Below are 23,986 nucleotides of genomic sequence, written 5' to 3'. Positions count from 1 at the left end.
GTAACCGATGACAACTCAATATGGTTTTTTTATTGATTCCGCCCGTTGCACCGGTTGCAAAACCTGCGAACTGGCTTGTAAAGACTATAAAAACCTTACGCCGGAAGTCAGCTTCCGTCGTATCTACGAATACGCCGGCGGCGACTGGCAGGAGGATAATGGGGTATGGCAGCAAAACGTCTTTGCCTATTACCTCTCTATCGCCTGCAACCATTGTGAGGATCCTGCCTGCACTAAAGTTTGCCCTAGCGGAGCGATGCACAAGCGTGAAGATGGCTTTGTCGTCGTCGATGAAGATGTCTGTATCGGCTGTCGCTACTGTCATATGGCCTGCCCGTACGGCGCACCGCAGTACAATGCGACAAAAGGCCATATGACCAAATGCGATGGCTGCCACGAGCGCGTAGCCGACGGCAAAAAACCGATTTGCGTGGAATCTTGCCCGCTGCGCGCCTTGGATTTCGGCCCGATTGAAGAGCTGCGTAAAAAACACGGTCAGCTGGCTGCCGTCGCGCCGCTGCCTTCGGCGCATTTCACTAAGCCGAGCATTGTGATTAAACCTAATGCCAACAGCCGACCGTGTGGAGATACCACCGGCTACCTGGCTAACCCGAAGGAGGTGTGAGATGGGGAGTGGATGGCATGAATGGCCGCTGATTATTTTCACGGTCTTGGGTCAGTGCGTCGTGGGCGGATTTATTGTACTGGCTCTGGCGCTAATAAAGGGCGATTTAACGCGTGAACAGCAGCAGCGCGTGGTGCGAAGTATGTTTGGCCTGTGGGTGCTGATGGGCGTAGGTTTTATTGCCTCGACTCTGCATCTTGGGTCGCCGATGCGCGCTTTTAACTCGCTTAATCGCGTGGGGGCTTCATCGCTCAGCAACGAAATCGCCAGCGGTGCGCTGTTCTTTGCCGTCGGCGGCATTGGCTGGCTGCTGGCGGTGGTGAATAAGCTACCCGCGGGACTGCGTCACCTCTGGCTGGTTATTACCATGGTGCTCGGGATAATCTTTGTCTGGATGATGGTCCGCGTCTATAACACCATCGATACGGTGCCCACCTGGTACACGGTCTGGACGCCACTGAGCTTCTTCCTGACGATGTTTATCGGCGGTCCGCTGCTGGGATATCTGCTGCTGCGCTTTGCGGACGTCAACGGTTGGGCGATGCGCCTGCTGCCGGCGGTGACTCTGCTGGCGCTGGTGGTGAGCGTGACCGTGGTGCTGATGCAGGGTCAGGAGCTGACAACAATCCATAGCTCTATCCAGCAGGCCTTGGCGCTGGTGCCGAACTATGGTTCGCTGATGGCGTGGCGCGTGGTGGCTCTGGTGCTGGCGCTGGTATGCTGGATTGCTCCGCAGCTCAAAGGCTATCAGCCCGCATTGCCGCTTCTGGGGCTGGCATTTGCGCTGGTGCTGGTTGGCGAGGCGATCGGCCGCGGCGTCTTCTATGGCCTGCATATGACCGTCGGGATGGCAATCGCCAGCTAATCGTCCTTTATCGCGCCAGAATTATGATTTCTGGCGCGATAAAAAGTGCGGTCGATTCATGAAATATTTCTACTGATATTCCCACCGCTTTTTTTTAATAAATTAATAAAAACAATGGAATAATATAAATAGCTATTCTGTTGACGATCCGCTGGATAAAAAACTTCAATCGTTCCCCCGCAAACCGCGTCAGGCCTGATTTCAGGTGGATTGACAATGTTTTCAGCAGTGGCATGATGCGCACGAAATCTGAACTCCATCACGGTTTATATCCATGACCATCTACACCCGGCCAGTGCAAATGCTGCTCTGTGGCCTGCTTCTGTTGACTCTGGCGATAGCGGTTTTAAATACGCTCGTCCCGCTTTGGCTCGCCCATGAAAATATGCCGACCTGGCAGGTTGGAATGGTGGGGTCGTCCTATTTTACCGGTAATCTGGTGGGAACGTTGCTCGCCGGATGGGTAATTAAGCGCCTGGGGTTTAACCGCAGCTATTACCTGGCATCGGTTATTTTTGCCGTGGGCTGCGTGGGTCTTGGTATCACTATTGGCTTCTGGAGCTGGTTCAGCTGGCGTTTTATCGCCGGCGTCGGCTGCGCGATGATTTGGGTGGTGGTTGAGAGCGCGCTGGTCTGTAGCGGCACTTCGCGGAGCCGGGGTCGACTGCTGGCGGCCTATATGATGATTTATTATGTCGGCACGGTACTGGGCCAGCTAATGGTCAGCAAACTGCCGACGGATCTGATGAGCGTTCTGCCGTGGGTGACGGCGCTGGCTCTGGCGGCCATCCTGCCGCTGCTGTTTGCTCGCGTGGCGACTCAGGCCGATGAACCGCATGAACCGGCGCGTATCTGGCCAATGCTACGGCTGCGTCAGGCCCGCCATGGGGTCAACGGCTGCATTATTTCCGGCATCGTTCTCGGTTCGCTGTATGGCCTGATGCCGCTATGGCTTAACCACCAGGGCGTTAGCGATTCCGGCATTGGCTTCTGGATGGCGGTAATGGTGAGCGCGGGTATCGTTGGGCAGTGGCCGATTGGCCGTCTTGCCGATCGCTACGGGCGTCTGCTGGTCCTGCGCGTTCAGGTATTTGTGGTGATCCTCGGCTGTCTGGCAATGTTAAGCCAGGCCGCAATGGCGCCGGCGCTGTTCGTGCTGGGGGCATCCGGCTTTACGCTCTATCCGGTGGCTATGGCCTGGGCCTGTGAAAAAGTGGAGCGTCATCAGCTGGTGGCGATGAACCAGGCGCTCTTAATGAGCTATACCGTGGGTAGCCTGCTTGGGCCGACCCTTACCGCGATGCTGATGCAGAATTTCTCTGATAATCTGCTGTTTATCATGATCGCCAGCGTGTCATTCATCTATCTGCTGACGCTGCTGCGTAAAGCGGGCCACCATCCTACGCCTGTGGCGCACGCCTGATTTATGCAGAACATAGCCAGGGCACGCCCTGGCTATGGTTTAATGCGAAGCAAGAAGCGCGGCAAACTCGGTCTGACTTTGCACCGCGCTGAATCGCTGAAGTCTATCCCCCTCATCCAGCCAGCAGACTAACCGCTGGATCGTCTGAATATGCTGTTCGCTATCTGCCGCCGCCAGTATGACTATCAGCCGAATTCCGGGATGATCGGGAAAATCAACGGCTTCGCTACAGCAAAGCAGCGAAAGCGCGCTATTTTTGCTCAGCACGCCCGCTTCCGGACGCGCATGCGGTAGCGCAAATCCCGGGCTCAGTATATACCAGGGGCCATCCTGCTCTGTGGCGTGGATAATCGCACCGGCATACCCGGCGGTAATTTTCCCCTGTTGCTCTAGCGGGCGGCAGGCGAGCTGAACAGCGCTGCGCCAGTTCAGGCAGTGGCTGGTGAACTGGCAGGCGGAAAACAGCGTCTCTTCCATATACGTTCCTTTTATGCGCGAGCCGACCGCCATCTGACCGGCTCGCCTGGTGGTTAGCATAGAGCATTAAACAGCGCTTCTCCCGAAATGCCGTATTTGGCTTTTAACTGTCTGCTGTTACCCGATTCGGTAAATGTATCCTGCGTTCCCAGCCGCGTAAGGCGCGCCGGATGCGCCTTTTGCGCCAGGGTTTCCGCGATCAGCCCACCGAGGCCGCCGTTGACGGAATGATTTTCAAGCGTAGCGATAAGTGGGCAATCATTAACCAGCCGATAAAATTCTTGCTGATTAAAAGGCTTAAGGGTTGCGACGTGAATCAGCTTGCCCTTTTTGCCGCTGGCGGCTAACTTTTCATAACCCTCGGTGGCCTGCTCCAGAACCGTCCCTTCAAAAAGAATCGCAAAATCATTGCCGCTATCGGCGATGGCGGCGATATCGCTCACCCGCGGCACGACGCTTTTATCGCGAACCGGCATCGGTTCGCGGGCAACGCGGATATAAACGGGCCCCTTTATTTTTGCCGCCTGCTCGAAGGCCTCGGCGATTTCTTCCGCATCTGCTGGCGTCAGGACGGTTAACCCCGGAAGGACGCGGGTCAGCGCTAAATCCTCCAGCGCATGATGCGAAGCGCCGTCAGGTCCATCATCCATACCGGGATGGCTACCGACGAGTTTAATATTGGCTTTGGCGTAGCAGGCCTGCCGCAGCTGGGTCCAGGCGGTGCCGGTGACGAACATGGCAAAGTTAACATAGAAGGGCATAAAGCCTTCCAGCGCCTGGCCGACCGCGAAACTCATGGCGGAGCCTTCCGCAATGCCCATTTCGAAGAAGGCCTCAGGATAGATGGCCTGAAACTGGTCAGTACGGGTTGAGCTGGCTAAATCACTGTCGATAACAACGACGGGATAGTCTTTTTCTTTTAGCGCAATCAGGGCATTACCGATCTCATCACGGGGTGCTTTCATCACTGTAACTCCTCCATTGCCTGCTGAAATTGTTCTCTGCTCGGGGTTTTTGAGTGCCAGTCGCCGTTGTTTTCCATATAGCTGACGCCGGAACCTTTCGTCGTGTGCGCCACAATGGCGACCGGCTTGCCTTTCAGATGGCGGGATAGCATCAGGGTATCGGCAACCTGATGCATATCATTGCCATTGTGCAGCTCCAGTACATGCCAGCCAAAGCTGCGGATTTTGTCCGCCAGCGGCTCGAGATTAACGACTTCATTAACGGGGTCGTGGGAAGAGAAGCCGTTGTAATCGAAGATGGCGACCAGATTATCCATTTTCATGTGACCAGCCTGCTGTAAGGTTTCCCAGATTTGGCCTTCATGCATTTCGCCATCGCCAACGATGGCAAAGACCCGGTGCGGATCGTTGCGCCGCTTTTTGGCGGCCGCCATACCAAAAGCAATCGACAGCCCCTGACCCAGCAGACCGGTTGTGGCATCGACCTCCGGTAGTGATTTAATGCTTGGGTGTCCCTGCAGGCGCGAGTTGATCTGCCGGAACGTATGGAACTCGCTGCGATCGATCTTTCCTTTTTGATAGAGCATGGCGTACTGCGCGGCGACGGCGTGGCCTTTACTCATCACCACGCGCGAGCGCGGGGAGGCTTGCAGATCGACTTCCTGATAATAGAGCCAGGTAAGAATGTCGATTATTGACAATGCCCCGCCCGGATGGCCAATCCCGGATTCGTAAATCATGGTGACTATCTCGCGGCGAGCGGCAAGCGCATGGGATTTCAGTTCATCAATGTTCATGTTCTTTCCTTCTTAGGGCAGCATTTTACCGATGTAGTACACGACCAGACCCAGGGCAACGAAGTCAGTTTCCGGGAAGCTGGTGCCTGAAAGACCGACGGACTCCATAATCGGGTAAATCAGCGCAGGGCCAATACCGATCAGGATCCCGGTGATGAAGCTTCCGGCAATCGCGCCTTTCCAGCCGCCGGAGGCATTACCAAATACCGCAGCGGTGGCGCCGATGAAGAAGTAGGGAATAGCTACCGGGATAATGACAGTTTGTCCGAGGATCGCCAGCAAACCCATCACCACCAGCCCGCCGACAAAAGACGAGATAAATCCGAGAACCGTGGCGGTTGGAGCGTAGGGAAAGACGACCGGGCAGTCGAGCGCGGGTTTGGCATTAGGAATAAACTTCTCCGAGATGCCGAGAAAGGCCGGAACAATTTCTGACAGCAGCAGGCGCACGCCGGTGATGATGATGTACAGAGAAGCGGTAAAGGTCAGCGACTGAAAGAGCGGGTAAACCAGCCAGTGCATGCCGCCGGCTGCTGCGGTGACCGCAGCTTTTCCGGCCGCGAGCGCGGCGATGTAATAGAAAATACTCACCGAGATCGATACTGAAACAATGTAATCTTTGAAGATCCCCAGCCAACCGGGGAGATTCAGCTTTTCGGTAGATTGTTTAGGATCGCCGACTTTAGAACCGATCCAGCCGGAGGCGGCATAGGCCAGCGTGACGTAGTGCCCCATGGCGATCTCATCGTTACCGGTAATTTTTCGCATCCACGGTTGCGCAATAGCCGGATAGAGGCAGGCGGCAAGCCCCAGTAGCACCGAGCCGACAATAATGGTCGTCATGTCGCTGTAGCCCAGCGCCTTTAGCGTCACGGTAAGCAGCGCGGAGAGATACAGGTTATGTTGCCCGGTAAGAAAGATGTATTTAAACGGCGTCACGCGGGCAAAGAACAGGTTCCAGGCAAAACCAATCACCATAATCAGCGAAACGCACATGGCGAATTTGGTTTGCGCCAGTCCGGTTAGCGCTTCAGCCAGCGGCATTACGCCCTTCAGGCCAAAACCATCGCTGAATAAGGTCTGAAAGTTACCCAGGGAAGTCACCGCCAGACCAGCGCCGCCGGCGAATACCAGAAAGCCGACGATGGTTTTAAAAGTGCCGGAAAGCACTTTTTCAATCGGCTTGCGTTGAATTAACAGGCCGATTAATGCAATAAAGCCAACTAAAAGTGGGGTTACGCCCAGAATGTCGAATACAATAAATCTGAGGAAATCCATATTGCCTCCGGGAGAGGTTAGTTGCTTTGAACGATGTCGGTGAGCGCAGATTCCATCTCTTCACTGTTCATCAGGTCGGTGATGCCGACAGCTCTGAATCCGGCGGCTTCGACTTCATCGGTGAGATCGCGCATAGTGATGACAAAATCAATATCTCGCCAGGTGCGTAAGCCTGAGAGGACGTCGTGTTCCAGCTCGATATCCCAGCCGTGTTTGTCGATGATTTTTTGTGCTTTTATTTTGAGCATTAAGGAGCTGCCCATACCGGTACGACAGACTATGAGACCTTTCATTCGATGTTCTCCTGTTTGTAAAAATAATTATTTTTATTTGTTTGTGTGAGATAATAATTATTATCTTTGCGGCAGGACGAAAGATGTGACTGTGTTTGCATTTTGAGCAAATAAGGCAAAACATGAGCCAGATAGACAATAACTTGTTGATAAGCATAAGAAATGGAGCTTCAGGGCTAAGCCCGATACTGGAGAAAGTTGGCCGTTTTATTACGGAAAATCCTGACTTTGTGATGCGTCACACGATTTCAGAACTGGCCGACTCCATTGATACCAGTGAAGGGAGTATCACCCGTTTTTGTCGGGCATTCGGATTTAAAGGTTTCTCGGATTTCAGAACTGCGCTGGCGATGGAGCAGGGCGCCGCGCGTTCGGAAGACAACGGTATCAACGAGAACGAAGAGATTGCGCCGGTGCTGGCGAGCATTCGCGACAGTAATGCTATCGTGGATAACCAGGAGCTGAAAGCCGCAGCTGACTGGCTTAACGCCCTGAACAGCATTGCTATCTATGCCGTGGGCACGGCAGTGCCGGTCGCGTTATTCCTGCAAATGAATTTAATCAATATGGGTAAGGTGGCCAGCTTTGTCGATCGCTCTTATCCGGCGGCGATGCCGTTGCTGGCTGATAACCAAAAAACCGGCATTATCGTCGTGCATACTGAACAGGCCTCGGCGGATATGATGCAGTCCCTGTCCCTGGCAAAGCAGCAGGGCGTGAAAATATTGTCGCTGACGCGGGGGACGTTCGCGCCGTTAGCCCGCTTATCTGACTGGAATCTTCAGGCGGCGGTGGCTTTACAGGGGGAGGGGGAGTCAGGATTTGCGGAAATTGCCGGCGCCATGATGGTGGCCGACCGGATCCTCAGCGCGCTGGAAGAGCAGGATGAACGCTATGCGGAATACCGTAAAGCGCATCAGAAGCGCATTTTCTCTATTGAAAGCGTGGCAAATAAGCTGTCGGAATACTTTATGTCCTGATGCTTATCATAGTTTGGCAAAAAACCGGTAGCGCTTGCGCTACCGGGTGGGGAAATTTAGTACATCACTTTATGACCGTACTGTTCCAGAATTCCCTTCACGCGTTCCATGGTCTCTTTTTTAGGCGGATGGACGCCATCCAGCTTGTACTCTTCGCCCATGGCCACCCATTTATGTTTGCCCAACTCATGATACGGCAGCAGTTCAATTTTCTCGACGTTGCCCATATCGCGGGTAAACTCACCCAGGCGATGCGCGGAATCATCATCGTCGGACCAGCCAGGGACCACAACGTAGCGGATCCAGACTTTGATGTTTTTATTTGACAGATAGCGGGCAAACTCCAGCGTCCGATGGTTAGAGACGCCAACCAGGTTCTGGTGAATTTCATCATTCATTTGCTTGAGATCGAGCATCACCAGATCGGTCACTTCAAGCAGTTCATCGATAACCGGATCGTAACGGCGCACAAAGCCGTTAGTGTCGAGACAGGTATGAATACCTTCTTTCTTACAGGCGCGGAACCAGTCGCGAACAAATTCGGCCTGCAGAATGGCTTCGCCGCCGGATGCCGTTACGCCGCCGCCGGAAGCGTTCATAAAGTGGCGATAGGTCACCACCTCTTTCATCAGCTCTTCAACGGTAATCTCTTTACCGCCGTGGGTATCCCAGGTATCGCGGTTGTGGCAATAGAGGCAGCGCATCAGGCAGCCCTGGAAGAAAGTGATAAAGCGGATCCCCGGGCCATCGACGGTGCCACAGGATTCAAAGGAGTGAATGCGACCAATTGTTGACATTGCGGTGATATCTCCAGATTCGGCCCGTCCGGGGCCTGTGCATGCACAGCTCAAACCGGCTGTGTTAAGTCTGTTTTGGCTGTTATCCATAAAGTATAGACAGCGGACAAAAGAGACTGGGACAGGAAGGTATTGCTAAAAAGGCCCCACTTGCGTGGAGCCTTTATTGTACGCTTTTTACAGTACGATTTCAGTCAATACCATTACATGGTCTGAGTGAAGGTACGAGTAATAACGTCCTGCTGCTGTTCTTTAGTCAGGGAGTTAAAACGTACTGCATAACCGGATACGCGGATGGTCAGCTGCGGATATTTTTCCGGGTTTTCCATCGCGTCGAGCAGCATTTCGCGGTTCATGACGTTGACGTTCAGGTGCTGACCGCCTTCGATGGACGCTTCGTGGTGGAAGTAACCATCCATCAGGCCTGCGAGGTTAGTTTTACGAACTTCGTCGTCTTTACCCAGCGCGTTCGGAACGATAGAGAAGGTATAAGAGATACCATCTTTCGCGTAAGCAAACGGCAGTTTAGCAACGGAGGTCAGAGAGGCAACTGCACCTTTCTGGTCACGGCCGTGCATCGGGTTAGCACCTGGTCCGAACGGAGCGCCAGCGCGACGACCGTCTGGGGTGTTACCAGTTTTCTTACCATACACAACGTTAGAGGTGATGGTCAGAACAGACTGAGTCGGGATAGCGTTACGGTAGGTGTGCAGTTTCTGAATTTTCTTCATGAAACGTTCAACCAGGTCAACGGCCATATCATCGACGCGAGAGTCGTTGTTACCAAACTGCGGGTATTCGCCTTCGATTTCGAAGTCGACAGCCAGACCGTTTTCATCACGAATCGGTTTAACTTTCGCATATTTGATTGCAGACAGGGAGTCAGCAGCAACGGACAGACCTGCGATACCACATGCCATAGTGCGGATAACATCACGGTCGTGCAGCGCCATCAGGGAGGCTTCGTAGCTGTACTTGTCGTGCATGTAGTGGATGATGTTCAGCGCAGTGACGTACTGTTTAGCCAGCCAGTCCATGAAGTGATCCATGCGGTCCATCACTTCATCGAAGTTCAGAACGTCGCCTTTGATCGGTTCAGATTTAGGACCAACCTGCATTTTCAGTTTTTCATCAACGCCGCCGTTGATTGCGTACAGCATGGTTTTCGCGAGGTTAGCGCGAGCACCGAAGAACTGCATTTGTTTACCAACAACCATCGGGCTTACGCAGCAAGCGATAGCGTAGTCATCGTTGTTGAAGTCTGGGCGCATCAGGTCATCGTTCTCATACTGCAGAGAAGAGGTATCGATGGACACTTTTGCAGCGAATTTTTTGAAGCTCAGCGGCAGTTTTTCAGACCACAGAATGGTGATGTTCGGCTCCGGAGACGGCCCCATGGTGTACAGGGTGTTCAGGAAACGGAAGCTGTTTTTGGTTACCAGAGTACGGCCGTCAACGCCCATACCGCCGATGGATTCAGTTGCCCAAATCGGGTCACCGGAGAACAGTTCATCATATTCTGGAGTACGCAGGAAACGAACCATACGCAGTTTCATGACCAGGTGGTCAATCATTTCCTGAGCGTCTTGCTCGGTGATTTTACCCGCTTTCAGGTCACGTTCGATGAAGATGTCCAGGAAGCTGGAGGTACGACCGAAGGACATTGCCGCGCCGTTCTGAGATTTAACGGCAGCCAGGTAACCAAAGTAGGTCCACTGGATAGCTTCCTGAGCGTTGGTAGCAGGACCAGAGATATCGCAGCCATATTTCGCCGCCATTTCTTTGATCTGACCCAGCGCACGGTGCTGCTCAGAGATTTCTTCACGCAGACGGATGGTTGCTTCCAGATCTTCACCGCTTTCCAGTTTGTCTTGCAGAGAGACGAACTGAGCGTATTTGTCTTTCATCAGGAAGTCGATACCGTACAGCGCAACGCGACGGTAGTCACCGATGATACGACCACGACCATAGGCATCCGGCAGACCGGTCAGAACGCCAGATTTACGGCAGTTCAGGATGTCTTTGGTGTAAACGTCAAACACGCCCTGGTTGTGGGTTTTACGGTATTCAGTGAAGATTTTCTTCAGCATTGGGTCCAGCTCGCGATTGTACGCTTTGCAGGAACCTTCTACCATTTTGATACCACCGAACGGGATAATCGCACGTTTCAGCGGCGCTTCAGTCTGCAGACCAACGATTTTCTCGAGACCTTTCTCGATGTAGCCAGCGTCATGAGAGGTGATGGTGGACGCAAGGGAAGTGTCAAAATCAACAGGCGCGTGAGTGCGGTTTTCCTGTTTAACGCCTTCCATTACGGTGTCCCACAGCTTGGTGGTCGCTTCAGTTGCGCCAGCCAGGAAGGACTCGTCACCTTCGTACGGGGTATAGTTTTTCTGGATGAAGTCGCGGACGTTGACTTCGTTCTGCCAGTCACCTTTCGCAAAACCTTCCCAGGCTGTGGCTAACTTTTCATTAAGCTCGGACATGTAACACCTACCTTCTTAAGTGGATTTTTTATTTACTGCCTGAAACAACCCTTAGTGATGGTTGTCGCCACGCAGGTAAATGACCCAGTATGTCAACCCAACCAGCAGACCACCGCCGATGATGTTCCCGATTGTTACCGGAATCAGGTTATCAGTGATGAAGTTCATGACGGTCAGGTGAGAGAAACTTTCCGGAGTTGAACCAACTGCGGTCCAGAATTCCGGGCTCGCAAAGTCGCGAATGACGATACCCAGCGGGATCATAAACATGTTCGCGATACTGTGCTCAAACCCGCTGGCAACAAACATTGCCACCGGTAAAACCATAATCATGGCTTTATCCATCAGGCTACGGCCGGAGTAGCTCATCCATACCGCAAGGCAGACCATCAGGTTTGCCAGGATACCCAGGCACACAGCTTCAATAAAAGTATGGTGCATTTTGTGGTCGGCGGTTTGCAGAACGTTAAGTCCCCATTGACCGTTGGCAGTCATATATTCGCCTGAAAGCCACATCAGCAATACAAAGAGTAAGCAACCAACCAGGTTACCAACATAGACGTTTAGCCAGTTTTTAGCCAGCTGACCCCATGTTATTCTTCCGCTGGCTTTCGCCACAACGATAAGAACGGTTGAAGTAAACAGGTCGGCACCGCATATAACGCAGAGAATCAAACCCAGTGAGAAGCAGATGCCTCCAATCAGTTTGGCAACCCCGAATGGCATCCCGGCCGTGCCGGTTGTCGCGGTAATATAGAAAACAAAAGCGATAGAGATGAAGACACCTGCGGTGATAGCCAGATAAAACGTCTTTATCGGATGTTTTGTCGCTTTATAGACACCTGCTTCTTCGGCGACTTTCGCCATGGCAGCAGGGAGTAAAAGATCAAAAGGGTTGTCAGCTTTCACACTAACTCTCTCTTTATGTAAGTTGGCGGTGAGATACTAACAAAGCATTATAGAAGGGAATTTGATGTAGATCATATCCTACCGGAACTATAGGCCCTTTTAGTGTGTGGAATTGATGTTTTTTATATCTAATTATTTGATTTTTAATGAAAAAATAAATTTTAAATTTTACAAATAATGTTGATTATTTTCATTTTACCCCCGTTTTTCGGTTAATTAAAATGGGGTATTTTTATTAAAATTAACAATATTTGCGGCACCATTTTATTATTTCTCACCACTAATTAACTTTATGGCTACAACCTGGTTGCGGGTTGTGGAAAACATAAAAAGAGGGGGCCTATTTGCCCCCTCATCATACGGTGATTCAGGCAGTAAAGTGAGCTTATTTACCCCAGAATGCAGCTTTTGCGCGCTGTAGCTTTTCGTAGGCTTTCAGTAGCGACTGGTGAGCCGGGAAAGCGAGCAGATCGCTGTCTACTGCCTGCAGCCCATAGAACGGTGCTTCTCCGCTAAGCGCGGCGCTGGCGGCTTCAACGGCATCGGCGCCGTACATGCGTACGAAAGCGTTGAGATACTGCAGCGGCTGACGCTCCTCTTCCTGGCTCAGCAGCAGCAGAGTTTGCAGGCAGCGGTAGTAATTAGCGCGTTCGGCGCTAAAGATTGAGGCATTAAATTCCATGGTCCACTCGGTCCAGATCAAGGCCTGCTCGAGATCGCCGCCCGCCAGCGCCAGCATTGCTTTTAGCTCGCCAATGCGCAGCGTATACCAGCCGTTGTCTTTGCCGGTTGCCAGACCGAGCAGTTCGCGCACGCGGGTGAAATCATCAAGGCCTTCATCATCCATTTGCTCGATAAGCGCCAGATAATCTTCTTTTTCCCATTCGCTTTCCGGCAGAGAAAGAATCGTTTCCCGCAGAGGTGCGCCCATGCTGTTATTCGCCAGCCAGAGGTCTTCCGCCGGATAGATATCAGACATGCCCGGAACAATTATCCGGCAGGCGTAGACGCTAAGGTGTTCGTAATCGGCGATGTAAACTTCTTTATCTTCTTGCTTAAAGATAGCCATCAGGGTGGCGAACTCTTCCTCCGTGGTCCCGGAGAAGCTCCAGTCCACGAACGGGTAGTCGGCATCCTGCTTAAACATATCCCAGGAGATCAGGCCGCTGGAATCGATAAAGTGCGTTTCAAGATTCGCATGTTCGGCGACTTCTTCATCATCAAAGGTTGGCGGCGTGAAGACGTCGAGATCTTTCAGGCTGCGGCCCTGCAGCAGTTCGGTAACGGTACGTTCCAGCGCCACGCCGAAATCAGGATGCGCGCCAAACGAGGCGAAACAGGTGCCGTTTGCGGGGTTAAACAGCACAACGCAGATAACCGGATATTTGCCGCCGAGCGAACCGTCATAAGCGAAAATCGGGAAACCTTCGGCCTCCAGCTTGTTGATGGATTCAACCACGCCCGGATAGCGCGCCATCACCTCCGCCGGGATCTCCGGGAGGCTGATACTTTCAGCGATAATGCGGTTTTTAATATGGCGTTCGAACACTTCCGAGAGGCCCTGAACGCGGGCTTCGTTGCGGGTGTTGCCCGCGGACATTCCGTTAGAAACGTACAGGTTGCCGATGATATTCATCGGAATATAGACCGTTTCGCCATCTGACTGACGGGTGAACGGCAAACCGCAGACGCCGCGATCGTCATTACCTGACTGCAGATCGACCAGCATGCTGGCGGTTAACTGATCGTCAGGATCGTAGAATGCGCGCAGGCGGGCATCCAGCAGGCCTTCCGGTACTTCGTCATCGTCGGTTAAAGGGAACCATTTTTCATTCGGATAGTGAACGAAAGGCGCGTTGGCGATGGTCTCGCCCAGCCAGAAGTCGGCAAAAAAATAGTTAGTCGAGAGACGCTCAAAGTACTCTCCAAGGGCCGAGGCCAGCGCGGCTTTTTTGGTGGCGCCTTTGCCGTTGGTGAAGCACAGAGCGCACTCTTTATCGCGGATATGCACTGACCAGACGTGCGGTACCGGGTTGAGCCATGAGGCCTCTTCAATATCAAATCCGAGGTCGTGCAACTTCTGCTGGAAGCGAGCGATGGAATCTTCCAGGGCGGCATCTTTGCCGGGAATAAACGTTTGAGTCATGGCAGTCACTTTTATCGTACGTAAAGCGCGCAATGATACGGGTTTTATATGACAGGTGCTATCTCCATCGTCTGGCTATGCTTATGTCACTCAATAACTGTTCAGGCGTTAACCATGAAGACATTTGACTGGCATCGTATGGCACTGGATAAAGTGCCCGTGGAGTTTCTGGCCGAGGTGGCACTGCGTAGCCTCTATACCTTCGTCCTGGTATTTATTTTTCTCAAGATAACCGGGCGGCGTGGCGTTCGCCAGATGTCTCTTTTCGAAGTCCTCATCATTTTGACCCTCGGTTCGGCGGCAGGGGACGTCGCGTTTTATGATGATGTTCCCATGCTGCCGGTACTGGCGGTATTTATTACCCTGGCTCTGCTGTATCGATTGATTATGTGGCTGATGGGGCATAGCGAAAAACTGGAGGACTTGCTGGAAGGTAAGCCGATTATTGTTGTGGAGAACGGCGAACTGGCCTGGGAGAAACTGCAGGCGGAAAATATGACCGAATTCGAGTTTTTTATGGAACTGAGAATCAGCGGGGTTGAGCAACTGGGTCAGGTACGGCTGGCCATTCTGGAAACCAACGGCCAGATCAGCCTTTATTACTATGAGGATGAAGATGTTAAAGCCGGGCTTTCCATTTTGCCTTCCCGTTTTACCGATCGTTTTATCACCATACCTCACGATGATGAGTACGCCTGCGTTCGCTGTAGCGCAATCCTTACGCTACGAGCTGGGGATAAACAATTATGCCCTCGCTGCGCAAATGCAGAATGGTCGAAGGTCAGTCGGGCAAAAAGAGTCACCTGACAGCAATTATGTCGGTTTTATGACGTCAAGCTGGCAGATTCTTTTGTGTGACCGAGTCCGCATTTCCCCCAGGCTCAGTTTTAGCCATTGCGGTGCGTGTCACTGAATGATAAAACCGATAGCCACAGGAATAACTTATGCCCGCGACGGTTCGCGGGTAAATAACATAGCAAGTGGTGAGGGGAAATGGCTCAGGTCTATAACTTCAGTTCAGGCCCGGCAATGCTGCCGGCGGATGTACTCAAACTGGCGCAAAAGGAGCTTTGCGACTGGAACGGTTTGGGGACGTCGGTGATGGAAATCAGCCACCGTGGTAAAGAGTTCATCAAGGTGGCTGAAGAGGCGGAACAGGATTTTCGCTCCCTGCTCAATATTCCTTCCAATTACAAAGTCTTATTTTGTCACGGCGGCGGTCGCGGACAGTTTGCTGGTATCCCGCTGAACCTGCTGGGTGATAAAACCGTTGCCGACTACGTTGATGCCGGCTACTGGGCAGCCAGCGCGGTTAAAGAAGCGCATAAATACTGCAAACCGAATGTGATTGACGCCAAAATCACCGTTGACGGCCAGCGCGCGGTTAAACCGATGAGCGAATGGCAGCTGACTCCGGGCGCGGCCTATCTGCACTACTGCCCGAACGAAACTATCGATGGTATTGCCATTGAAGAAACGCCTGATTTTGGCGACGATGTCATCGTGACGGCGGATTTCTCCTCGACTATTTTGTCTCGTGAAATTGACGTAAGCCGTTATGGCGTAATCTACGCAGGCGCGCAGAAAAACATCGGTCCTGCAGGTCTGACGCTGATTATTGTGCGCGAAGATCTGCTGGGTAAAGCCAGCATAGCCTGCCCGTCGATTCTTGATTACTCCATCCTGTCGGCCAATGACTCTATGTTTAACACGCCGCCGACGTTTGCCTGGTACCTCTCCGGCCTGGTGTTTAAGTGGCTGAAAGAGCAGGGCGGCGTTGCCGCTATGGATAAAATCAACCAGCAGAAAGCCGACCTGTTGTATAGCACCATCGATAACAGTGGTTTCTATCGCAACGATGTCGCTGCGGCGAACCGTTCGCGCATGAACGTGCCGTTCCAGCTGGCCGATAGCGCGCTTGATAAACTGTTCCTCGAAGAGTCGTTTGCCGCTGGTCTGCATGCGCTGAAGGGCCACCGCGTAGTGGGCGGCATGCGCGCTTCCATTTATAACGCCATGCCGCTGGCGGGCGTGAAGGCGCTGACCGACTTTATGCAGGACTTCGAACGCCGTCGCGGCTAATCGCTGTCGTATTTTTCATCCCCGCAGCTCGTCTGCGGGGTTATTATTCTGTTTGTTTGAGAGTTGAGTTTAATGGAATCCCTGACGTTACAACCCATCGCACGCGTAGATGGCACAATTAACCTGCCCGGGTCCAAGAGTGTTTCTAACCGTGCTTTGCTACTGGCGGCATTGGCCCGCGGCACGACGGTGCTGACCAATTTGCTGGATAGCGACGATGTACGCCACATGCTGAATGCCCTGAGCGCGCTGGGAGTTCATTACACCCTGTCTTCCGACCGTACCCGCTGTGAAGTCACCGGTAACGCCGGCCCACTGCACGCGGCTGAAGCATTAGAACTGTTCCTCGGTAATGCCGGAACGGCCATGCGTCCGCTGGCGGCGGCGTTATGTCTGGGGAGTAACGATATTGTGCTGACCGGCGAGCCGCGAATGAAAGAGCGGCCGATTGGTCACCTGGTTGACGCGCTGCGTCAGGGCGGGGCGCAGATTGATTATCTGGAGCAGGAGAATTACCCGCCGCTGCGCCTGCGCGGTGGTTTCAGCGGTGGACAGGTTGAAGTGGACGGCAGCGTTTCCAGCCAGTTTCTGACCGCGCTCCTGATGACCGCCCCGCTGGCGCCTCAGGATACCGTCATTGCGATTAAAGGCGATCTGGTATCCAAACCTTATATTGATATTACGCTGCACCTGATGAAAACCTTTGGCGTTGAGGTTGAAAATCAGTCTTATCAGCGATTTATCGTGCGCGGCAATCAACACTACCGCTCGCCGGGCGATTATCTGGTTGAAGGCGACGCCTCCTCGGCATCCTACTTCCTCGCCGCCGGAGCAATTAAAGGCGGGACGGTAAAAGTCACCGGTATTGGCCGCAATAGCGTGCAGGGCGACATTCGGTTTGCCGATGTGCTGGAAAAAATGGGCGCAACCATTACCTGGGGCGATGATTATATCGCCTGCACGCGCGGCGAACTGAACGCCATCGATATGGATATGAATCATATCCCGGATGCCGCGATGACTATCGCCACGGCCGCCCTGTTCGCCAAAGGCACCACGACTCTGCGCAATATTTATAACTGGCGCGTCAAGGAGACTGACCGCCTGTTTGCTATGGCCACTGAGCTGCGTAAAGTGGGAGCTGAAGTTGAAGAAGGGGAGGATTTCATCCGCATCACTCCGCCTGCTAAGCTCCAGTTCGCTGAAATCGGCACCTATAACGACCATCGTATGGCAATGTGTTTCTCGCTGGTGGCGCTTTCCGATACGCCGGTCACCATCCTTGATCCGAAGTGTACGGCAAAAACTTTCCCGGACTACTTCGAACAGCTGGCGCGAATCAGTACGCTGGCCTGAATCACGCGAATTTAAGGTGAAAACGCCGACCCTTGGGTCGGCGTTTTTTTATGTCTGCTTGTCGGGCGGAAAACTAAATGCTAGCCTTGGTTGCTTGTAAATACAGGATTTATAAGCATTTAATATGCTAATCAATGGATGATTGATATGAGAAATACAAAAGTAATGCTGGCTTTAGCGGTTTCCGCCACGTTGTTGGCAGGTTGTAAAAATATGCAGGGGGTGGACACCAACGCCCTCGTAAGTTCAGGGATGACGGCCTACAAAGCGGCAACGCTTTCTGACTCTGAAGTTAAAGCGCTTTCCGACGATGCCTGTAAGCAAATGGATAGCGAAAATAAAAAGGCCGGCGCTTCAAGTAAGTACACCAAGCGTCTGAATAAAATTGCCAAAGCGTTAGGAAATAATATCAACGGCACCCCGGTAAACTATAAGGTTTACATGACATCAGACGTCAACGCCTGGGCAATGGCCAACGGCTGCGTCCGCGTCTATAGCGGCCTGATGGACATGATGACCGATAATGAAGTTGAAGCGGTTCTGGGCCATGAGCTGGGCCACGTAGCGCTGGGACATTCGCGCAAAGCGATGCAAACCGCCTATGCGACCATTGCCGCGCGTGATGCAATTTCAGCCACCAGCGGAGCGGCTGCAAGTTTGTCTAAATCTCAGCTGGGCGATATCGCAGAGGGAATGATTAACTCCGCTTTCTCCCGCTCTCAAGAGTCCGATGCTGATGATTTCTCCTACGATCTGCTGAAAAAGCGCAACATCAGCACTCAGGGGCTGGTGGGCAGCTTCGACAAACTGGCCAGCCTTGACGCCGGCCACAGCAAATCTCTGTTCGATTCACACCCGCCTTCAGCTGAACGCGCGCAGCATATCCGCGACCGTATTGCTGAAGATAAAAAGTAAAACTGCCTCATCTTCCGGGCTGATGCTCTATCAGCCCGCTATAATTGCACAATTCTTCCGCATTAGATTTCCAGTTATCCGTAATTTACAACCAATGCTCACTTTCCGTCGAAGAGATGCGTATAATGCGCGGCGTTTATATATTTATGCGCCTTGCTAAAGGAGAAAAAGATGACGGCAACAGTTCCGGTAATCACCATTGATGGGCCTGGCGGTGCGGGCAAAGGCACGTTATGCAAGGCAATGGCAGAAACGCTGGGCTGGCATCTGCTGGATTCTGGGGCGATTTATCGCGTTCTTGCTCTCGCTGCTCTGCATCACCATGTTGATGTTGAATCCGAAGAGGCGCTGGTGCCGCTGGCCGCGCATCTTGATGTCCGTTTTGTCTCCACTGACGGTAGCCTGGAAGTCATTCTGGAGGGGGAGGACGTTAGCGCGGAAATCCGCACTCAGGATGTGGCCAATACGGCCTCTAAAGTCGCCGCTTTTCCGCGCGTGCGCGAGGCATTGCTGCGCCGTCAACGAGCCTTCCGTGAGCTGCCCGGTTTGATCGCTGACGGACGCGATATGGGAACCGTGGTATTCCCCGATGCGCCGGTGAAAATTTTCCTTGACGCTTCCGCGGAAGAACGTGCGCATCGCCGCATGCTTCAGTTGCAGGAAAAGGGCTTTAGTGTTAACTTTGATCGCCTTTTATCCGAGATAAAAGAGCGCGACGACCGCGATCGCAATCGTACAGTGGCGCCGCTTATCCCGGCTGCCGATGCCTTAGTTCTTGATTCCACAGAACTAAACATTGAGCAAGTGATTGAAAAAGCGCTACAATATGCGCGCGAAAAACTGGCTTCCGCTTAATCTTATCGTCGATAAAGCACAATAGCCTGCGAATTATAGCAGTACCCCGCAGCAACGGACTGTTAGCGGGTATGTTAAACAACCCCATCCGGCATGGAGCCTGGTGGACGTTAAATATGAAACCTGAAGATTAAACATGACTGAATCTTTTGCTCAACTATTTGAAGAATCCTTAAAAACAATCGAAACCCGTCCGGGTTCCATCGTTCGTGGTGTTGTTGTTGCTATCGACAAAGACGTAGTACTGGTTGACGCCGGTCTGAAATCTGAGTCTGCCATTCCGGCAGAGCAGTTCAAAAACGCCCAGGGCGAGCTGGAAATCCAGGTTGGTGACGAAGTTGACGTTGCTCTGGATGCAGTAGAAGACGGCTTCGGTGAAACCCTGCTGTCCCGTGAGAAAGCTAAACGTCACGAAGCTTGGATCACGCTGGAAAAAGCTTACGAAGACGCTGAAACTGTAGTCGGTATTATCAACGGCAAAGTTAAAGGTGGCTTCACTGTTGAGCTGAATGGTATTCGTGCGTTCCTGCCGGGCTCCCTGGTAGACGTTCGTCCGGTGCGCGACACGCTGCACCTGGAAGGCAAAGAGCTTGAATTCAAAGTCATCAAGCTGGACCAGAAACGTAACAACGTCGTTGTTTCTCGTCGTGCCGTTATCGAATCCGAAAACAGCGCAGAGCGCGATCAGCTGCTGGAAAACCTGCAGGAAGGCATGGAAGTTAAAGGTATCGTTAAGAACCTCACTGACTACGGTGCATTCGTTGATCTGGGCGGCGTTGACGGCCTGCTGCACATTACCGATATGGCATGGAAACGCGTTAAGCATCCGAGCGAAATCGTAAACGTTGGCGACGAAATCACTGTTAAAGTGCTGAAGTTCGACCGCGAACGTACTCGTGTATCTCTGGGCCTGAAACAGCTGGGCGAAGATCCGTGGGTAGCTATCGCTAAACGTTATCCGGAAGGTACCAAACTGACCGGTCGCGTGACCAACCTGACCGACTACGGCTGCTTCGTTGAAATCGAAGAAGGCGTTGAAGGCCTGGTTCACGTTTCCGAAATGGATTGGACCAACAAAAACATCCACCCGTCCAAAGTTGTTAACGTTGGCGATGTAGTGGAAGTTATGGTTCTGGATATCGACGAAGAACGTCGTCGTATCTCCCTGGGCCTGAAGCAGTGCAAAAACAACCCATGGCAGCAGTTCGCGGAAACCCACAACAAGGGCGACCGTGTTGAAGGTAAAATCAAGTCTATCACTGACTTCGGTATCTTCATCGGCCTGGACGGCGGCATCGATGGCCTGGTTCACCTGTCTGACATCTCCTGGAACGTTGCAGGCGAAGAAGCAGTTCGTGAATACAAAAAAGGCGACGAAATCGCAGCAGTTGTTCTGCAGGTTGACGCAGAGCGCGAGCGTATCTCTCTGGGCGTTAAACAGCTCGCAGAAGATCCGTTCAACAACTGGGTTGCACTGAACAAGAAAGGCGCAATCGTAAACGGTAAAGTGACTGCAGTTGACGCTAAAGGCGCAACCGTAGAACTGGCTGACGGCGTTGAAGGTTACCTGCGCGCTTCTGAAGCTTCCCGTGACCGCGTTGAAGATGCCACTCTGGTTCTGAGCGTAGGCGACGACGTTGAAGCTAAATTCACCGGCGTTGATCGTAAGAACCGTGCAATCAGCCTGTCTGTTCGTGCGAAAGACGAAGCTGATGAGAAAGATGCCATCGCAACTGTTAACAAACAGGAAGATGCAAACTTCTCCAACAACGCAATGGCTGAAGCTTTCAAAGCAGCTAAAGGCGAGTAATCTTAGTCTTGCGGGTTACAACAACCTGAATTATGACGAGTTTACTTGACAGATTGCAGGATTCGTCCTGTAATCAAGCACAAAGGGCGGCTACGGCCGCCCTTGTTTAAGCTGTTAGCTAATTTTGCCTTGAAGGAAACCGGAGGAATAATGACCAAGTCAGAATTGATAGAAAGACTTGCCAGCCAGCAATCTCACATTCCTGCGAAAGCAGTGGAAGATGCTGTTAAAGAAATGCTGGAGCATATGGCCTCAACGCTTGCTCAAGGCGAGCGCATTGAAATCCGCGGTTTCGGCAGCTTCTCTCTGCATTATCGAGCACCCCGCACCGGGCGTAACCCAAAAACTGGCGATAAAGTTGAACTGGAAGGTAAGTACGTTCCCCACTTTAAGCCGGGCAAAGAATTACGCGACCGCGCCAATATTTACGAAGAGTAAGTTTCGCTGAGCGGCGACAACATACTTAAACGTTAAAAAAGCACCTTTGGGTGCTTTTTTTATGCCTTTAAAGCTGTACTGGAAGTTGCCTCGCAAAACGTCAGTTCTTTTGCGTTAACAGAGAAAGTTCTCTGGATCGCGCAATCCACTTCTTTTCAGTCCTCAAAGACACTTTCTGCATTTAGCGCAACACTCCCTCTGACAGGGAGGTGCTAATGCGTTTACCACAACTTGCTGGCTGTGTAATTATCGGCATTCTGCCGCTGCTCTGGTTGCCCGATTTGCCCGGGCGTTCGGTTACCTGGGGACTGATGCTGCTGGTGCTGCTTATTGCGCAATGTCGCCGTAGAGCTGCGCAATACGCGGCATTGATAACGCTGTTTTTTGTCTGGGGAGTACTCAGCGCTCGCCAGGCCCTATGGCCGACACAGACGTTAACAAACGGGAATCGTCAGGTTGAGGTTGTGCTGACCGCAACAGATGGGCAGACAACTCATCAGGGCAGAATTGTCCGTCTGGATGGGCGACGGCTATTTCCCGCGCCAGGGGTAAGCCTCTACGGTAATTATTTGCCTGAACCGCCCTGTGCAGGGCAGGTTTGGGCCATGACGCTACGCGCGCGTCCGGTACATGGTCAGCTCAACGAAGGCGGGTTTGACAGCCAGCGCTATGCGCTATCACAGCATCGTCCGTTAACCGGACGCTTTATCAGCGCTGAAGTTCGCGAGCGAAACTGTAGTGTACGAGCGCGTTATCTGGCCTCGCTCAATCAAACCCTGGCGGAACTGCCCTGGCAATCGGTGATGCTGGGGTTAGGCATGGGGGAACGTCTGGCGATCCCTCGCGAGATAAAGATCCTGATGCAGGAAACCGGTACATCGCACCTGATGGCGATCTCAGGGTTACATATCGCGTTAGGAGCCACTCTGGGCTGGTTGCTGCTAAGGGGTTTGCAGTTCTTTCTTCCGTGCCGCTGGCTGGGCTGGCGGGCGCCGCTGCTTACTGGCCTGGCGAGCGCTATTTTTTACGCCTGGCTAACCGGAATGCAGCCGCCCGCGCTGCGCACCTGTGTTGCCCTGATCGTTGGCTGCGCGCTGCGGCTATCCGGGAAACGCTGGTCGCCATGGCAGATATGGCTCTGCTGCATTGGTGCAATACTGTTTGCCGATCCGCTGGCAGCGTTGTCAGAAAGCCTCTGGCTATCGGCGTTTGCCGTTGCGGCGCTTATCTTCTGGTATCAGCTGGCCCCGATGCCTGGCGGTAAAAGGTGCTGGCTGCTGCGCCAAAGCCTCGCGTTATGTCATCTGCAGATCGGCTTGATGTTTTTACTTGCACCTTTACAGATTGCTCTCTTCCACGGCATCAGCTTAACGTCGGTGCTGGCGAATTTGATTGCCGTGCCTCTGGTGACTTTTATCGTTGTTCCGCTGATTCTGACCGCCATGTTTTTACACCTCTGTGCTCCGCTCACCATTGAGATGGTGATATGGCAATCAGCAGACCGTATCCTGGCGGCGCTATTCGGGTTCCTGCGGCAGCTGCCGCCCGGCTGGCTCGAGCTGGATGCTCGCTGGCTTGGGATAAGCCTGCTGCCGTGGCCGGCGTTAATTCTCTGGCGTTTTCATGCGTGGCGCACGTTGCCGGCGTTTTGTTTAGCATGTCTCGGGCTATTAAGCTGGCCATTCTGGCGGAGTACGGCTGCCAACGAATGGCGAGTCACCATGCTGGATGTCGGGCAGGGGCTGGCTATGGTGATTGAACGCCAGGGCGCGGCCCTTCTCTACGATACCGGACTCGCCTGGCCTGAGGGTGACAGCGGTGAGCAGATTATCATCCCCTGGCTACGCTGGCATCACTTGCATCTGGAAGGCGTCGTACTCAGCCATGAGCATCTCGATCACCGCGGGGGACTCAACTCGGTGTTAAAAGCATGGCCTCAAATATGGATACGAAGCCCTTTAGGCTGGGCGGGCCATTTAGCATGCCAGCGCGGAGAGATCTGGCAGTGGCGAGGTTTAACCTTTCGTGCGTTCTGGCCGCTGCCCGGCGCGACAAAGCAGGGGAATAATCGCTCATGCGTGGTGCGTGTTGATGACGGCAAGCACAGTATCCTGCTCACCGGGGATATCGAAACGCCCGCGGAGCAAACGATGATTAGCCACTACTGGCAACATCTTGCGTCTACACTTATCCAGGTTCCCCATCACGGCAGTAATACGTCGTCCGGGACCGCCCTGTTGCGCAGCGTTGGTGGGGAGGCTGCGCTAGCTTCTGCTTCCCGCTATAACGCATGGCGTATGCCTTCAACCAAGGTGAAACAGCGCTATCGAAACCAGAACTATCAGTGGTTCGACACGCCGCATCAGGGGCAAATTACGGTTGTTTTTTCCGCGGATGGCTGGCAAATCCATAGCTTACGGGATCAAGTTTTACCGCGATGGTATCATCAGTGGTTTGGCGGGAACGTTCAGAACGGGTAGAATATGCGG

The 23,986-nt window shown here is 52.9% G+C and carries 22 protein-coding genes; 12 read left to right on the top strand and 10 right to left on the bottom strand.

The features are described from left to right. Positions 1-7: 7 nt before the first annotated feature. Together ABLV11_RS11470 and ABLV11_RS11465 are read left to right on the top strand one after the other, a co-directional pair. On the top strand, positions 8-625 hold the full coding sequence (locus tag ABLV11_RS11470) for a DMSO/selenate family reductase complex B subunit (protein WP_004111868.1): 618 nt from the start codon (positions 8-10) through the stop codon (positions 623-625). Position 626: 1 nt separating this feature from the next. Then, complete coding sequence (locus tag ABLV11_RS11465) at positions 627-1,490, top strand: dimethyl sulfoxide reductase anchor subunit family protein (protein ID WP_224330340.1); 864 nt, start codon at positions 627-629, stop codon at positions 1,488-1,490. Positions 1,491-1,546: 56 nt separating this feature from the next. On the opposite strand, the gene ABLV11_RS11460 is transcribed toward ABLV11_RS11465, so the two are convergent. After that, positions 1,547-1,753: a hypothetical protein gene (locus ABLV11_RS11460; protein WP_126488869.1), complete on the bottom strand. Its 207-nt coding sequence runs from the start codon at positions 1,751-1,753 to the stop codon at positions 1,547-1,549. A gap of 11 nt (positions 1,754-1,764) precedes the next feature. Here ABLV11_RS11460 and ABLV11_RS11455 point away from each other — a divergent pair, with 11 nt between their 5' ends. Then, positions 1,765-2,913 (top strand): MFS transporter, encoded by a 1,149-nt coding sequence (locus ABLV11_RS11455; RefSeq protein ID WP_004111869.1) that lies wholly within the window; start codon positions 1,765-1,767, stop codon positions 2,911-2,913. 39 nt (positions 2,914-2,952) lie between these two features. On the opposite strand, the gene ABLV11_RS11450 is transcribed toward ABLV11_RS11455, so the two are convergent. Genes ABLV11_RS11450 through ABLV11_RS11430 form a run of 5 tightly spaced genes read right to left on the bottom strand, consistent with a single transcriptional unit; the run spans position 2,953 to position 6,723 of the window. Next, entirely contained in the window at positions 2,953-3,390 is a 438-nt protein-coding gene (locus ABLV11_RS11450; RefSeq protein ID WP_115239784.1) for a PTS sugar transporter subunit IIA, read from the bottom strand. Positions 3,391-3,443: 53 nt separating this feature from the next. Continuing rightward, positions 3,444-4,355 (bottom strand): transketolase C-terminal domain-containing protein, encoded by a 912-nt coding sequence (locus tag ABLV11_RS11445; protein WP_224330338.1) that lies wholly within the window; start codon positions 4,353-4,355, stop codon positions 3,444-3,446. After that, the gene (locus ABLV11_RS11440; protein ID WP_126488871.1) at positions 4,355-5,152 is read right to left on the bottom strand and encodes a transketolase; all 798 of its coding nucleotides are present in this window, start codon (positions 5,150-5,152) and stop codon (positions 4,355-4,357) included. The genes ABLV11_RS11445 and ABLV11_RS11440 overlap by 1 nt, the downstream gene beginning before the upstream one ends. Before the next feature lie 12 nt (positions 5,153-5,164). After that, a complete protein-coding gene (locus ABLV11_RS11435; RefSeq protein ID WP_004100670.1) occupies positions 5,165-6,430 on the bottom strand; it encodes a PTS ascorbate transporter subunit IIC in 1,266 nt (421 codons plus the stop codon). A 17-nt stretch (positions 6,431-6,447) separates the two neighbouring features. Continuing rightward, a complete protein-coding gene (locus ABLV11_RS11430) occupies positions 6,448-6,723 on the bottom strand; it encodes a PTS sugar transporter subunit IIB (protein ID WP_004100672.1) in 276 nt (91 codons plus the stop codon). Between the two features lie 122 nt (positions 6,724-6,845). Between ABLV11_RS11430 and ABLV11_RS11425 the strand changes: the two genes are divergently transcribed. Next, the gene (locus ABLV11_RS11425) at positions 6,846-7,703 is read left to right on the top strand and encodes a MurR/RpiR family transcriptional regulator (protein WP_064355394.1); all 858 of its coding nucleotides are present in this window, start codon (positions 6,846-6,848) and stop codon (positions 7,701-7,703) included. A 56-nt stretch (positions 7,704-7,759) separates the two neighbouring features. Here ABLV11_RS11425 and pflA read toward each other — a convergent pair whose 3' ends face one another. The 4 genes from pflA to ycaO all read right to left on the bottom strand — a co-directional run bounded on the left by pflA (position 7,760) and on the right by ycaO (position 14,041). Next, positions 7,760-8,500, bottom strand: coding sequence for a pyruvate formate lyase 1-activating protein (pflA, locus tag ABLV11_RS11420; protein WP_004100682.1), 741 nt, complete (start codon positions 8,498-8,500; stop codon positions 7,760-7,762). 203 nt (positions 8,501-8,703) lie between these two features. Further along, complete coding sequence (gene pflB / locus ABLV11_RS11415; RefSeq protein ID WP_016808066.1) at positions 8,704-10,986, bottom strand: formate C-acetyltransferase; 2,283 nt, start codon at positions 10,984-10,986, stop codon at positions 8,704-8,706. A 51-nt stretch (positions 10,987-11,037) separates the two neighbouring features. Next, entirely contained in the window at positions 11,038-11,895 is an 858-nt protein-coding gene (gene focA, locus ABLV11_RS11410; RefSeq protein ID WP_004100685.1) for a formate transporter FocA, read from the bottom strand. A gap of 385 nt (positions 11,896-12,280) precedes the next feature. Continuing rightward, positions 12,281-14,041 carry a 30S ribosomal protein S12 methylthiotransferase accessory factor YcaO gene (gene ycaO, locus ABLV11_RS11405; protein ID WP_070557450.1) on the bottom strand — a complete coding sequence of 587 codons (1,761 nt, stop codon included), beginning with the start codon at positions 14,039-14,041 and terminating at the stop codon, positions 12,281-12,283. A 114-nt stretch (positions 14,042-14,155) separates the two neighbouring features. Between ycaO and ABLV11_RS11400 the strand changes: the two genes are divergently transcribed. The 8 genes from ABLV11_RS11400 to ABLV11_RS11365 all read left to right on the top strand — a co-directional run bounded on the left by ABLV11_RS11400 (position 14,156) and on the right by ABLV11_RS11365 (position 23,977). Further along, on the top strand, positions 14,156-14,848 hold the full coding sequence (locus ABLV11_RS11400) for a DUF421 domain-containing protein (RefSeq protein ID WP_004100689.1): 693 nt from the start codon (positions 14,156-14,158) through the stop codon (positions 14,846-14,848). A 186-nt stretch (positions 14,849-15,034) separates the two neighbouring features. After that, complete coding sequence (gene serC / locus ABLV11_RS11395; RefSeq protein ID WP_070557441.1) at positions 15,035-16,123, top strand: 3-phosphoserine/phosphohydroxythreonine transaminase; 1,089 nt, start codon at positions 15,035-15,037, stop codon at positions 16,121-16,123. Positions 16,124-16,195: 72 nt separating this feature from the next. After that, positions 16,196-17,479 (top strand): 3-phosphoshikimate 1-carboxyvinyltransferase, encoded by a 1,284-nt coding sequence (gene aroA, locus ABLV11_RS11390; protein ID WP_023320650.1) that lies wholly within the window; start codon positions 16,196-16,198, stop codon positions 17,477-17,479. Positions 17,480-17,626: 147 nt separating this feature from the next. Next, on the top strand, positions 17,627-18,394 hold the full coding sequence (locus ABLV11_RS11385) for a M48 family metallopeptidase (RefSeq protein ID WP_004100700.1): 768 nt from the start codon (positions 17,627-17,629) through the stop codon (positions 18,392-18,394). A gap of 171 nt (positions 18,395-18,565) precedes the next feature. After that, positions 18,566-19,249 carry a (d)CMP kinase gene (cmk, locus tag ABLV11_RS11380; RefSeq protein ID WP_004100701.1) on the top strand — a complete coding sequence of 228 codons (684 nt, stop codon included), beginning with the start codon at positions 18,566-18,568 and terminating at the stop codon, positions 19,247-19,249. Between the two features lie 136 nt (positions 19,250-19,385). Then, positions 19,386-21,059 (top strand): 30S ribosomal protein S1, encoded by a 1,674-nt coding sequence (gene rpsA / locus ABLV11_RS11375; RefSeq protein WP_004100702.1) that lies wholly within the window; start codon positions 19,386-19,388, stop codon positions 21,057-21,059. Between the two features lie 150 nt (positions 21,060-21,209). Next, entirely contained in the window at positions 21,210-21,497 is a 288-nt protein-coding gene (gene ihfB / locus ABLV11_RS11370; RefSeq protein ID WP_004100704.1) for an integration host factor subunit beta, read from the top strand. 215 nt (positions 21,498-21,712) lie between these two features. Further along, complete coding sequence (locus ABLV11_RS11365; protein WP_126488872.1) at positions 21,713-23,977, top strand: ComEC family protein; 2,265 nt, start codon at positions 21,713-21,715, stop codon at positions 23,975-23,977. Positions 23,978-23,986: the final 9 nt, after the last annotated feature.

This window comes from Klebsiella sp. GW_Kp181 (assembly GCF_040062315.1).
GTDB lineage: Bacteria > Pseudomonadota > Gammaproteobacteria > Enterobacterales > Enterobacteriaceae > Klebsiella > Klebsiella oxytoca.
Note: the sequence above shows the minus strand (reverse complement) of the source record. Positions and strands in the feature narration are given on the sequence as shown.

Excerpts from the sequence above, each read along its gene's own strand:
- ABLV11_RS11470 (WP_004111868.1), top strand. The coding sequence starts at position 8 with ATGACAACTCAATATGGTTTTTTTATTGATTCCGCCCGTTGCACCGGT.
- ABLV11_RS11465 (WP_224330340.1), top strand. The coding sequence starts at position 627 with ATGGGGAGTGGATGGCATGAATGGCCGCTGATTATTTTCACGGTCTTG.
- ABLV11_RS11455 (WP_004111869.1), top strand. The coding sequence starts at position 1,765 with ATGACCATCTACACCCGGCCAGTGCAAATGCTGCTCTGTGGCCTGCTT.
- ABLV11_RS11450 (WP_115239784.1), bottom strand. The coding sequence starts at position 3,390 with ATGGAAGAGACGCTGTTTTCCGCCTGCCAGTTCACCAGCCACTGCCTG.
- ABLV11_RS11445 (WP_224330338.1), bottom strand. The coding sequence starts at position 4,355 with ATGAAAGCACCCCGTGATGAGATCGGTAATGCCCTGATTGCGCTAAAA.
- ABLV11_RS11440 (WP_126488871.1), bottom strand. The coding sequence starts at position 5,152 with ATGAACATTGATGAACTGAAATCCCATGCGCTTGCCGCTCGCCGCGAG.
- ABLV11_RS11435 (WP_004100670.1), bottom strand. The coding sequence starts at position 6,430 with ATGGATTTCCTCAGATTTATTGTATTCGACATTCTGGGCGTAACCCCA.
- ABLV11_RS11430 (WP_004100672.1), bottom strand. The coding sequence starts at position 6,723 with ATGAAAGGTCTCATAGTCTGTCGTACCGGTATGGGCAGCTCCTTAATG.
- ABLV11_RS11425 (WP_064355394.1), top strand. The coding sequence starts at position 6,846 with ATGAGCCAGATAGACAATAACTTGTTGATAAGCATAAGAAATGGAGCT.
- pflA (WP_004100682.1), bottom strand. The coding sequence starts at position 8,500 with ATGTCAACAATTGGTCGCATTCACTCCTTTGAATCCTGTGGCACCGTC.
- pflB (WP_016808066.1), bottom strand. The coding sequence starts at position 10,986 with ATGTCCGAGCTTAATGAAAAGTTAGCCACAGCCTGGGAAGGTTTTGCG.
- ycaO (WP_070557450.1), bottom strand. The coding sequence starts at position 14,041 with ATGACTCAAACGTTTATTCCCGGCAAAGATGCCGCCCTGGAAGATTCC.
- ABLV11_RS11400 (WP_004100689.1), top strand. The coding sequence starts at position 14,156 with ATGAAGACATTTGACTGGCATCGTATGGCACTGGATAAAGTGCCCGTG.
- serC (WP_070557441.1), top strand. The coding sequence starts at position 15,035 with ATGGCTCAGGTCTATAACTTCAGTTCAGGCCCGGCAATGCTGCCGGCG.
- aroA (WP_023320650.1), top strand. The coding sequence starts at position 16,196 with ATGGAATCCCTGACGTTACAACCCATCGCACGCGTAGATGGCACAATT.
- ABLV11_RS11385 (WP_004100700.1), top strand. The coding sequence starts at position 17,627 with ATGAGAAATACAAAAGTAATGCTGGCTTTAGCGGTTTCCGCCACGTTG.
- cmk (WP_004100701.1), top strand. The coding sequence starts at position 18,566 with ATGACGGCAACAGTTCCGGTAATCACCATTGATGGGCCTGGCGGTGCG.
- rpsA (WP_004100702.1), top strand. The coding sequence starts at position 19,386 with ATGACTGAATCTTTTGCTCAACTATTTGAAGAATCCTTAAAAACAATC.
- ihfB (WP_004100704.1), top strand. The coding sequence starts at position 21,210 with ATGACCAAGTCAGAATTGATAGAAAGACTTGCCAGCCAGCAATCTCAC.
- ABLV11_RS11365 (WP_126488872.1), top strand. The coding sequence starts at position 21,713 with ATGCGTTTACCACAACTTGCTGGCTGTGTAATTATCGGCATTCTGCCG.